This window comes from Microbulbifer sp. SH-1, assembly GCF_011326135.1.
GTDB lineage: Bacteria > Pseudomonadota > Gammaproteobacteria > Pseudomonadales > Cellvibrionaceae > Microbulbifer > Microbulbifer harenosus.
This window is the reverse complement of record NZ_CP046948.1, coordinates 1261484-1273168: the sequence shown is the minus strand read 5'-3', so window position 1 is coordinate 1273168 and position 11685 is coordinate 1261484. Positions and strand designations below refer to the sequence as shown.

General features: G+C 51.4%; 8 protein-coding genes and 1 pseudogene. 7 read left to right on the top strand and 2 right to left on the bottom strand.

Translation table 11 applies throughout. From position 1 onward, the window contains the following. Window positions 1–26: 26 nt before the first annotated feature. Window positions 27–1037: a hypothetical protein gene (locus tag GNX18_RS05635; RefSeq protein ID WP_166216053.1), complete on the top strand. Its 1011-nt coding sequence runs from the start codon at window positions 27–29 to the stop codon at window positions 1035–1037. A 752-nt stretch (window positions 1038–1789) separates the two neighbouring features. On the opposite strand, the pseudogene GNX18_RS05630 reads toward GNX18_RS05635, so the two are convergent. Both GNX18_RS05630 and GNX18_RS05625 read right to left on the bottom strand, forming a co-directional pair. Continuing rightward, window positions 1790–2970: pseudogene (locus tag GNX18_RS05630) on the bottom strand (IS3 family transposase); the annotation flags it as partial. A 50-nt stretch (window positions 2971–3020) separates the two neighbouring features. Then, a complete protein-coding gene (locus tag GNX18_RS05625) occupies window positions 3021–3413 on the bottom strand; it encodes a site-specific integrase (RefSeq protein ID WP_166216051.1) in 393 nt (130 codons plus the stop codon). A gap of 103 nt (window positions 3414–3516) precedes the next feature. Between GNX18_RS05625 and GNX18_RS05620 the strand changes: the two genes are divergently transcribed. The 6 genes from GNX18_RS05620 to GNX18_RS05595 all read left to right on the top strand — a co-directional run bounded on the left by GNX18_RS05620 (window position 3517) and on the right by GNX18_RS05595 (window position 11609). Then, entirely contained in the window at window positions 3517–5901 is a 2385-nt protein-coding gene (locus tag GNX18_RS05620; RefSeq protein WP_166216048.1) for a TonB-dependent receptor, read from the top strand. Between the two features lie 95 nt (window positions 5902–5996). Further along, the gene (locus tag GNX18_RS05615; protein WP_166220392.1) at window positions 5997–6674 is read left to right on the top strand and encodes a response regulator transcription factor; all 678 of its coding nucleotides are present in this window, start codon (window positions 5997–5999) and stop codon (window positions 6672–6674) included. Further along, window positions 6674–7948 (top strand): HAMP domain-containing sensor histidine kinase, encoded by a 1275-nt coding sequence (locus GNX18_RS05610; RefSeq protein ID WP_166216046.1) that lies wholly within the window; start codon window positions 6674–6676, stop codon window positions 7946–7948. The genes GNX18_RS05615 and GNX18_RS05610 overlap by 1 nt, the downstream gene beginning before the upstream one ends. A gap of 398 nt (window positions 7949–8346) precedes the next feature. Then, window positions 8347–8583, top strand: a complete 237-nt coding sequence (locus GNX18_RS05605; RefSeq protein ID WP_166216043.1) for a UPF0175 family protein — start codon at window positions 8347–8349, stop codon at window positions 8581–8583. Between the two features lies 1 nt (window position 8584). Then, window positions 8585–9118 carry a DUF3368 domain-containing protein gene (locus tag GNX18_RS05600; protein ID WP_166216041.1) on the top strand — a complete coding sequence of 178 codons (534 nt, stop codon included), beginning with the start codon at window positions 8585–8587 and terminating at the stop codon, window positions 9116–9118. Window positions 9119–9719: 601 nt separating this feature from the next. Next, window positions 9720–11609, top strand: a complete 1890-nt coding sequence (locus GNX18_RS05595) for a 3'-5' exonuclease (protein WP_166216038.1) — start codon at window positions 9720–9722, stop codon at window positions 11607–11609. The last annotated feature ends 76 nt before the right edge of the window (window positions 11610–11685 follow it).

Genomic DNA, 11685 nt, shown 5'->3' with positions numbered 1-11685 from the left:
TGTTGATGATGTAGCAACTTGAGATTATGGAAGATAACGTTAAGTCAGCTGTAAGGGAGTTTGCCAAGTCGATAAATTCGGGGGGCAAGGTTGCAGCTGATATGACATCGCTAATTGATTTGACATCGCAACTGCCCCTTTCTGGTTTTAATCAGTGGGAGCGGTTAATCCGATCAGAGTTTGCTGTAGCCCTAAGAGAGTCTGCTCCACCAAAATGGAAAGTGTGGTCAAGACCTTCTGAATTGCTAACTTGGTTAGACCTGATTAGCTGGGATGGTTACCGACGTGAGCGTGCTCTACGGGCTCTGGTCGGTGCGGCACCAAATACATTCTTCTTCTCGTTAGCAGTTCGCAGGCTTAATGATTGGGTACCGCAGGTCCGTGAGGCTGCCAGGGAAAAGCTACCAGAATTAGCAGAGGCGACAGATCCAGTATACGTGGTGGAGGCACTTTGTGTTGCGCTTGCCAGTTGGAACTCGTGGGGCAGGATTGAAGAAATAGACAAAGATGTTCTTTTGCAAATTATTTGCAAAGAGAAAATAGCAGCTTCGCTCAGGAATAAGCTGATCTCATCAACAACTGGGCCTATGTCATCTCTACTTTCCCAGCTTGGCCGCACGCCGATTCTTGACGAGTACATCGAAGAAATTGCTGCTCTTGCCGTTCAACCTTCGGTCCGAGCTAAGGCATACCGCAGTCTGTTTGAAGGGAGAATAGCGTGGATTGAGGGCCGTACGTGGAAGTGGACTGATATTCGCTACTGTGAAGGAAGGCTAGTACCGGTCCTCGCTGAGAAAAAAGTAACGGTTCAAACTCCATTGTTTGAGTTGTTAAAGAACTCTTCTGTTGATCGCTCGCCTATCGTTAGGCGAGTTTCAGCCGAAATTCTGATACGAGAGCTGCCAAGTTTAAGTGCTGTCGCTAGAGGATTTGCAGAGCAGTTTGCTTCGGATAAATCGCCTTCGGTGTCTGAAAGAGGGCAGTTTGCGTTAAAAAGGCTTGAAGAAGCGGAAAATTCCAACGCTTCAAAAAAATAAATGGGGTCAGATCAACATTATGACAGCCATTACCACCAACTGAGTTTTCCATCCATTAGTCTATGGTCATAGCAAAAAGGGAAGGGAAAGTTAGATGGCCGGGTTGCCGCGCCTCGGACCCGCAGCATGTTATACAGCGGGGCAACAACCGGCAGGTTTGCTTCTGTTCAGAGCAGGACATGATCGCCTGCGCCGATTGGCTGAAACAGTATGCCTGGGTGTTGATGACCAACCACGTCCACCTGCTGGTAACTCCAAACGTATGAGGCTGGGTTCATGGAGACGAAGCCACTAGACACAGAGATTGATCACCACACGGCTAAATTCATCGTGGGGTTTATCGCTTTGTCACTTGCGAGTTTCACGGACTTGCTGACGCCTGGCGTCAGTATCAGCTCGATTAGCCTGTCATATCATTTGACGGATAACGCCCGAAATGTATTCGTTGGCTCTCTCTGCGTTATCTCGGCTTTTCTCTGGTCGTATAATGGCTACTCTTTATTTCAAGCTGTCTTAAGCAAAATTGCAGCGGTCGCTGTCGCAGCAGTGGCATTTTTTCCATGCGATTGCTTTACAGGTCGGGGTGTTGAGGAGGCAGCTAGAGAACCCACGATGACTGTATAGTGGACCCCATTGGCAAGACACTTTTCCCACAGAGTTTAAGCTGCAATCATCTCCTCACTCACAGCTGAACAGCGCTGCCCTGTTGCCGCTGGCGAGGGAGCTCCCTCGCAGTCCGGTGACCCCGTAGACTTCTTCTTTGATCCACCAAATTTATCCACGATCATTGCTCCACCACCCTGTCCGCTGACGTATACCTCGCTCGGAGTTTTGTTCCCCAGCGATTGATGTGGCCGCTCAGCATTGTAGAAGGCAAAGTAATTCGTTATGCCGATAATCAGCTCGCCCATACTGGCGTAGCCCTTCAGGTATACGTCTTCATGCTTGACGCTTCGCCACAACCGCTCGACAAAAATATTGTCCAGAGCTCGGCCACGACCATCCATACTGATCGACACCTCTTCGCGCTTGAGCACCTCCGTAAACCCGCGGCTCGTAAACTGTGAACCTTGATCGCTATTGAAGATCTCAGGCTTGCCGTATTTCCGCAAAGCATCCTCCAGGCAATCAACACAGAAGGCGGCATCCATGCTGTTGCTAATGCGCCAGGACAGCACTTTACGGCTATACCAATCGATAATCGCCACCAGATAAGCAAAGCCCCGATCCAGACGGATATACGTCACGTCAGTACTCCATACCTGGTTTGGTCGGGTGATCGGAACACCGCGTAATAAATATGGGTACACCTTGTGCTCTGGGTGCTTCTTGCTGGTCGCCGGTCCCGGAGCCATACCCGCCAGACCCATTTGTCGCATCAGGCGCTGAACACGCTTGCGGCTAATCTGGTGGCCTTGTCTCCGCAGGAAAACCACCATCCGTCGACTGCCGTAGAACGGACGGTTTGTATACTCCTCATCTATCAGGCGACATAGCAAGAGATCATTGGCATCGGCATTCAGCTTCACAATATCCCGCTGCCTATACGTAGTGGCACGCGATACTTCCGCCAGTTCACACTGGCGTTTCAGCGGTAATTCATCTGCCTTGTCAATCCAGCCCAGCCGCGCTTCCCGACTCACTCGCCCAACTTTTTTTTGAGCCAGTCGACCTCCATCTTCAGGCGACCTATTTCGCCGTACAAACGATCTTCCTTGCCGTCGTTATCCTTGGTAGGCTTTGGGCCTCGCTTGGTCTCGAACAGTGCACTGGTATTTGCCAGAATCTCTTTTTTCCACTGTCCGACCAAGACAGGGTGCACTCCGTGCTCCTGTGCGATCTCACTGATCGTCTTGATACCCCGCACGGCCTCCAAGCCAACTTTGGCTTTGAATTCTGGTTTGTGGGCTGTACGTTTTTTGCGTTCACTCATGGCTATCATCCTCTTTGGGTGACAGCTTAAACTACAGTGCTCTGGGTGTCTCAGATCTGGGGTCCACTATACCGCTCGCGGGTACCATTGATCAATCGCTCCAGCTCTTTGAGTGTAAGCACGTCGGGGAGGTGCTTCTCTTGAGGTGGTTTGACAATATCGACCCACTGCCAGTCGCGCTTAAGTACATGCTTGTAAAAGAACTGCAGGCCATTGCGATCCACCTTCACCGTTGACCAGGAGTGGGTGCTGATGAGGGACTCGAAATAGCCCTCAAGCTGCTCTTGCGTGAGGGTGTCGGGTGGGCTGTCAAAATACTCGCAGACGCGCCGTATGGCACGGCTGTAAAGATCAATGGTTGAGTCGGCTTTGCCCTGTCGTTTGAGTGCGCTAAGATGTTTTCGGTACAGTGAATCGAATCGTTTTTGCTGTGCTTTGTTCATAAAGATATTCCCCTAGTTGTCGTGCTCGGGGGTGAGCACGTAGGGGAATTATCTTTATTTACTGGGGGTTGAGCTTTGCCGCGTAGCGGCTTCGTTCAACAATATGAGCAGGCAATTTCGGCAGGTATCGGGTTTGACTCTATCGGCGCTGTTGATGGGGTCTCCACTGTATACCCACGCAGCAGAGGCGCCCGGTGCGCTGACGATCGTCGTTAAGGATCAGAATACGGACCGGCCACTCTCATCCGCGCAGATCAAGATCAGGGAGCGGGAAACCAATACCATGCGAACTGTGGAAACCGATGAAAAAGGTCGGATTGTCATTGAGCTGCTCGACCCCGGTCTCTACTCGGTGAATGTGGCCAAAGGTGGGTTCAATTCCACGTATGAGCCAAGCGTGCGCGTGGTTACCCGCAAGAATCTCAAAATTGAATTCGAACTTCGAGAGCAGGCCATTGAAGAGGTAGAGGTTCGGGCACAGCAAGCCGATGCATTGGCATCCGCTAGCAGCACCTACCTGGATAGGGAGGCGTTGCGAAGTGCTGTCGGCGGTGGCTCAGATCCTCTGCTCTCGCTGGATGGCTTACCCGGCCTGGCATCCGCCAGTGAGTTCGCGAGCTTTAGCGTACGCGGCCGTGGCCCGAGGGATAACTTACTGTTCGTGGATGATTTTCCCTTCGATAAGGCGGTACACTTTGATGCGACGCTGGGCGAAGAGGAAGATGTCGGTGGCGGCGGCCGTTTCTCGATTTTCGCCCCCAACGTTATCAGTGGTGCAGAATTTTCACCGGGTGGATGGAGTGCGGCTTACGGTGGCCGGGCTGCATCGTTACTTAAACTGGAAGTCGCCGATGGCAACCCAAGCCCTTCGGCGAGTCTGCGCTTCGATATTGCCGGCTATGAAGTCGGTTACGATGGTCCTGCCGGTATCACGGAAGACTCTACCTTGCTCGTTTCTGCGCGCCGATTAGACTTCGGCTCCTTTTTTGAAACAATCGAAGAGCTCGATATTGGAGCGCCGGTCTTAAGGGACGTCATCGTAAAGTCGGTTGTGCCAGTCAATCAGAACCACACGCTCGAAGTGCTCTTGATAGACACCCACGAAGACTATTATCGCGATGTGACCCACGTTTTTTACTCGCCCAATTTCGAGGATGCTGCGCTTCAATATTCTGAACAGGATAGTGATCTGTACGGTTTCACTTTGCGATCATTAGTCGGTGAAGAGGCTGTGTGGACCAACAAGATCTTCTACCGCATTAGCGACAAGATCAGTTCAGAGGGGGAATCCTTTCCGGATCTGGTACCTGAGGGGTCGCCCGCGTCAAGTTTTCCGGTGCGGGAAGACATTATTACCATCGGTGAGGGCGAGAAAGAGATCGGCTGGCGAAGCGACTTCGAGACGGTGAATCAGTGGGGTGTGTTCAGTGCCGGTGTCCGCGTGACCCAAACTGAACTGGACTATAACACCGTACTGGATGGCGATTGGATCCGGTTTGTCTACGACGACGATGACTTCAGGCCAGACCCTGATCAGCGTTATATTGTGCTGACGCCCGAAAACCTCGATTCTTCACTGAATGAGAAAGCAACGAGCTACGCAGGTTACGTAGAGCAGGTTTTTGAGCTTGGAGATTGGGATTTTCGCTCCGGTGTACGGTTAGAGCAGGACGGTTTTGCCGACCAAAGCTTCGCGTCCCCCAGGTTCAGCGTCAATTGGCGGCCGGGCAATACGATTCGATATTTTGCGACGGCAGGGCTCTTTCATCAGTCACCACGGTTTTTAGAGCTTGCCGCAAACGAGTCGAACAACCTGGAGAATGAAGAAATCACACACGCCAGCCTCGGTTTTGAGTATTTCCCGAACAACAGCTGGTCGGTGTTGACGGAAGCCTATTATCAAAACCTCGACAAGCTGGTGGTAGACCTTGACCGGGCAAGCGGCACCTTTGCCAACATTGGTGACGGCACGTCATATGGTGTCGATGTGGTGGCCAACGCTACGATTCGCGAGGGCATTTACGCTACCGCGACGTACTCCTATAACGATGCCGAAGTGGACCGCAAAGACGGTCGCGGTGCCGTGGCCGCTGACTTCAGCCGCGAGCATGTCGCTACCCTCGGCCTGACCTGGGAAATCAGCGACCGCTGGAAGGTCGCCGGGCGCTATAAATATCTATCCGGCAGGCCGGACGATGCGTTTATTATCCATGCCGACGTGCTGGGCGCCGGGCAACCTCTGCGCTACTCAAAAGAGATCACGGAGCGCAATGTTGGCCGCAAAAGTGGTTCCGGTATGTTCAACGTTCGCGTTGACTACCGACGTGCCTTTGGCCCCGTGGACGCAACCGCCTTTCTCGATGTCATCAACCTGACGGCGGCGTCATCGAGTGATGATACGGAGTTTGACTACCGTCGAGGTGTTCAAGTGGAAGACGAAAGCGAGGCCGAACCGCTTATTGGTCTGCGGCTGGACTATGCATGGTAAATCGTGCCTGGTAATTCGTGCCCGGTAAATAGTGGCTTGGTAAATCGTGCCGGGTAAGGGGGTAGGGGATGGTACATACGCTAGGTGCGACGCCGATCAGAGTGTTGATTGTCGAAGACAACCGCGATATTTGTGAGAACATTGCCGCTTATCTGGACAAGCATAACTATGTTATGGATTTTGCCTATGACGGAATAAGCGCTATGCACCTGGCGTTGTCCAATCCGTTCGACGTGATTGTTCTGGACCTGATGCTTCCAAGGATGGATGGACTGAGTTTCTGCCAAAAGCTGCGAGCCGATGCCGAAGTGGATACGCCCGTGCTGATGCTGACCGCGAGAGACACGCTCGACGATAAACTCAAGGGGTTCGAAGTGGGTGCCGATGACTATCTTGTCAAGCCGTTCGCATTGCAGGAACTGCATGCGCGGCTGCAGGCGCTGTACAAGCGGAGTCACGGCAAAACTGCCAATCTGTTGACGGTAGGTGACCTGACGATGAATAAGTCCACGCTGCAAGTGCATCGCTCAGGGCAGCTCATAGATCTCACCCCTGCGGGTATAAGGCTGCTGCAACGGCTGATGGAAGCGGCACCGGCGGTTGTGGCCCGCGATGATCTCGAAACCTTGCTGTGGGCTGACGAACGCCCCGATGGTGATGCGCTTCGCTCGCACATGTACAAACTACGGCAGGCAATCGATAGGCCGTTTGATAGCCCGCTTATTCATACGGTGCATCGCATCGGGTACCGAATGGCAGAGGGTGTTCAGTAATGTACAGATACAGTTTACGCAAGCGTGTCGCTATTGCGTTTGCGCTGTGTGTTGCGGTGCTCAGTGTAGCCTGGGGATTCGCGTTCTTCTCAGCGATCAAGTTGAGTGAAGACCATGTGCTGGCGAATCAGCTAAAGCGTGCCGCCGAAAGCTATCCCGCGCTGACCACGAACATGCGCGGATACGATGAGATTGCTAGCCTGCCGGAATCACTCAGGGAATGGGCGTGGACAAATCCCGATGAGGGAATGTACGAGTTCGAAACCGAAGAGCTGCATGTCGCGGTGCTATCTATCGAGAATGGAAAGCAGGCTGCCGACAATGAGCAGCGACGCGCATTTGTGGTTTTTGACGTTGCCGGGATTGAGGCTGCGTCGTCCGGAGATTGGTGGTGGCTGCTCCTTATTACCGGTCTCGTTGGCATGCTTGGTGCTCTTGGTTTCGGGCTGGGTGTTCTTGTGATGCGCAGAGCGGTCGCCCCCGTCGTGCAACTCGCCAAAGTGGTCGCGGACATCGATCCGGAAAAGCTATCGGCCGACGATCTTAAGCTCATTGAGTCCAGCCGGTTCGGTGATGATGAGGTCGGCGTGCTCGCCAAGACCATCGAAAAGACCCTTGAGCGGATCAGCGCATTTGTAGAGCGGGAGCGATACTTTACCGGTTCAGCCAGCCATGAATTGCGGACGCCGATCACGGTGATCATGGGCGCGCTTGAGCTGTTGGAGCAGAGCGACCTGCCAACGGCCGATGCGAAAGTAGTCGATCGTGTGAGGCGTGCCACCTTCGAAATGAAAGCCACGATTGAAACGTTCTTATGCCTCGCTCGCGAAGCCGACGATGGGCTGTATGACGAGCAGTTTTCAGTGATGCCGCTGGTAAGCCAGGCAATAGACCAGCATCGCCATCTGTTAAACGGCAAGTTTGTCGATGTTGAAATCGACTTAAATGACGTTGAAATCGATGATCTTTCAAAACCCATTGCCTGCGGCCATTCACAGGCGTTTTCCATTGCGGTCAATAATCTGGTACGCAACGCGTTCCAGCACACGCTTAACGGGCAGGGGCCGATCACGATTCACATCAAAGAGCGCGTGCTATTCGTCACCAATCAAGTGAGTAGTGAAGCCAATGAGCGGCACACACCAACCGAGACGCCGTCGTCTAGCGGATATGGTCTGGGCCTGGGTATCGTTCAGCGGTTGTGTGAGCGCTATGGCTGGTCGTTTTCATTGCACGCTGATGAGGCACGTGTAGCCGCCCGTCTTTCATGGTGAAGGTGGCACAGGTGACTGGGGCTCTGGCCGGCGCGCCGAGCTTTATTTCATCGGTCTCTACGGTCATGGCGTGCCCGAGGTGTTGATGGTGGGCCAACCGCGGAGTGCGCCTCCTAATGGAAGGTTGGGTAAGAATCCCGAACTTCTGTGGCCTCGTCATGCCGGACTTGATCCGGCATCTAGCACTCCTGAACCCCCAGGAGTCTGAGACTCAATGAGCTACCGCTGAGCTTTCCAGTGCTGGCGCCGTCATGTGTACCTGGGCGGAACTGGATCAATGCGATTCGTAGCATTACGTGCCAAGTCGGATTGAACGGGATTTAACCTTTGATCTGATATAAAAATTAAATATTATCGAACCCGCCTGAGCTGCGATTATCTTCAAGAGAGCAAGTTTTATGAAATTGGACGTAAATGACGACGTCGCCGAGTGTTTAGCGCTTAGCGAAAAGGAATTATTGGAGATTCTGGCGATAGCGCTATACAAACTGGAAAAAATTAATGGCGTTCAAGGGGGAAAAATCACCGGATCCTCGGAGATTGAATTCCACGGCATTCTGGGTAAATACGGACAATTCATCAACTACGATGAGGACGATCTGGAAACGGATTTGAAAAATTTAAAGGACTTTTAGTATGAATGCCCCAGGGAAGATCGTAGTAAGTGACACGACTGCAATTACTTATTTATCGAGAATAGGTGCGATTTCACTGTTAAAGTCGCTGTTTAATCAGATATATATTCCGTTGGCTGTATATGAGGAATTGACCCGGCTGGGGGATTCGAACCCAGGATCGAAAGAGGTTAAAACCTTAAATTGGATCGTCGTAGAAAGAGTATCCAATTTTGAAGAGGTGACCGCAAAGTTCAGTCGGAAGCTCGATCCCGGTGAGAGCCAAGCTATCGGTTTGGCCCTTGAGAAGAAGGCCAATTTGCTGGTCATCGACGAAAAAGCTGGTAGGGCGGAAGCGGAAAGCCTGGGTATCCCAGTTACTGGTATGGTAGGCGTTCTACTTAAAGCCAAAGAGCGCAATTTAATCTACACTATTGCACCTTTTCTCAACCGGTTGCGTCAGACAAACTTCAAAATGGGACCGGCGTTGTATAATCGTGCACTTGAGTTGGCTGGGGAGGCGAATCTTAGGCTTAACATTCAGAAGAAAGCTTAATGGTTCTGCTGGCTGCTGTATCGTGAAAGGTGAGCGGCAGCCTATAATCCCCCAATGTGTTCCTTGCCTCTATCCCAATGATCTTTGTCAATGTCGCGATCATTGGCTACAACAGCACACCCTCAATGTTGCCTTTGTGGCATTCAACGGTAAGGAAGCCACCGCAGATGATATCGACCTACTGGTGCGCGCGCCGACTATAGGCAAGCTACACCACATAATGATGGGCGCTGCCCCCGCCACGCCTCAAAAAAAGCTCACCTTTCTTATATCCCTCACTCGTTGATCAAAATTTGTTCGAAGTGCATGGTTTAACCCACGACAACAGTGTGATTCCAACGCAAATTCAGTGAACAGAACCTAAGTTATTGACTTGATAAAGAATTCAAATACTATCGAGCGCATAAATATTTGACCGAGTTATCGGATAGCTGTGCCGAAAGGTGGTAGGTCACCGATTATGGTTGTACAACTTGCCCCTTGCGGTAATCACTTGCCGGTGCGAATACGCGCTAGCGCACAGTAATCGAGATGGATATGCGAGTATCAATCAAGGAAGATCATTTGCCGCTATTTTTTACGCGCCGCGGCTGAGGGCTTTATGGCTAAATTAATCCCATCCCTCAATTCCTGCCTTTCCAAAATGACCTCCGGCGAAAAGCGCTTTGCTCGGCGCCTCGAAGCATTGTTGGAGGATGATTACCTCTGTTGGTTTGACATCCCCTTGGGGACGAAGCGTCGCTACCCGGATTTCATAATTCTACATCCCGCAAGAGGCATTCTTTTTTTAGAAGTTAAAGACTGGAAGGCATCCAGCATCAAGCGTGTTAGTCACGCTGAATTTGATCTTGAAACCTCTAGCGGTCGCAAAACGGTAAGCAACCCGATTGAGCAGGCCAGGCAGTGCAGTTATCAAGTTTTACAGGTGCTTGAGCGCGACCCCCAGCTAAAGCAGGTTATGGGAAAGTACAAGGGAAAATTATGTTTCCCATACGGGTATGGTGCGGTATTCGCCAATATCACGCGCAATCAAATTGATAAGGGCATACCAGAAGAATATCGCCATAAGCTGCTGCCAGGGCATCTGTTGATCTGCCAGGATGAAATGTCCGATAGCGTTACGGCAGAGGAGTTTCAGGAGCGGTTATGGGGCATGTTCAATTATCAGTTCGGCAATAAATTGACGCTGCCTCAGATTGATCGCATCCGCTGGCATTTATTCCCGGAAATCCGTATCGCCTCGGCTCAAGAGAATTTGTTTGGTGGGGAGGAGGGCGGTGAAGATGCGCCGGAGGCCTCATTGGCCGAAAGCATGCCAGATATTGTAAAAATCATGGATATCCAGCAAGAGCAACTGGCCCGCAGTTTAGGGGATGGCCATCGCGTTGTTCACGGTGTTGCTGGATCTGGCAAAACATTGATTTTGGGGTATAGATGCCTCTATCTGGCAGAGGCGTTAAATAAGCCCATCCTGGTGCTTTGTTTTAATATTACCCTTGCTGCCCGGTTGCGTAGCTTTATTGCTGAAAAGGGGATAAACAATAAGGTTCAGGTTTATCATTTTCACGATTGGTGTGGCGAACAGCTGCGAGCTTACCACGTTGATCTAATGGATATCGATGCTCCTGTCTGGGAGCGGCAAGTGTTTTCCGTGATTGACGCCGTTGAGAAGGGGCATATACCCAAAGGGCAGTACGGGGCTGTGTTGATTGATGAGGGGCATGATTTTGAGGCCGAGTGGTTAACGTTAATTTCTCAAATGGTTGACCCTGAGACGGATTCACTTCTTCTGTTGTATGACGATGCACAGTCTATTTACAAGCGAAAATCAAGCCTCGGGTTTAGCTTGTCGAGCGTGGGAATCAAGGCTCAGGGGCGCACTACAATACTTCGATTGAACTACCGTAATACGCGAGAAATCCTTACGTTCGCGTATCAACTTGCTAAGAACTACTTTTCTCAAAATTCTGATTCAGAAATTCCTCTCATTGAGCCCGAGGCAGCAGGTAAAAGTGGTGTTGAGCCCTACGTAAAATGCGTTGGAACCCTGGAAGAGGAAGTTGAGTATGCGGTGCGCTGTTTGAAGGCCTGGAATAATAAAGGAAAGGCATGGAAAGATATGGCTGTGCTGTATCCGGGAGGAAGTGCGGGGAAGCTGATGGCTGCCGCATTGAAAAAGGAACGAATTCCTTGCGCCTGGCTCGCTTCCAGCGAGTATAAAAAGCGCTATGACCCAAATTCCGAAAGTGTCAGTATTATGCCGATCCCCAGCAGTAAAGGCCTGGAGTTCGATACGGTGATTATCCTTGACGCCAGTTATCAATCTAGCCAGCAGGGGGAGGAAGATGTTGATTTGGCTGGTGATGTGCGCCGTATGTATGTTGGTTTGACGCGAGCTCAGGAACAATTGTTGGTGAGCCACCACCGCCGAAATCAGCTGAGCGAATTGTTGACTGGTCGCGGTAGTAATAGGGTTGCGTCAAATTCATAAGGTTAACTTTATTGGGCGCATGAGGTGTCATAATGGCGGTCTGTTCGCAGGCTCAATGACTAGGTACCGCAAGTTC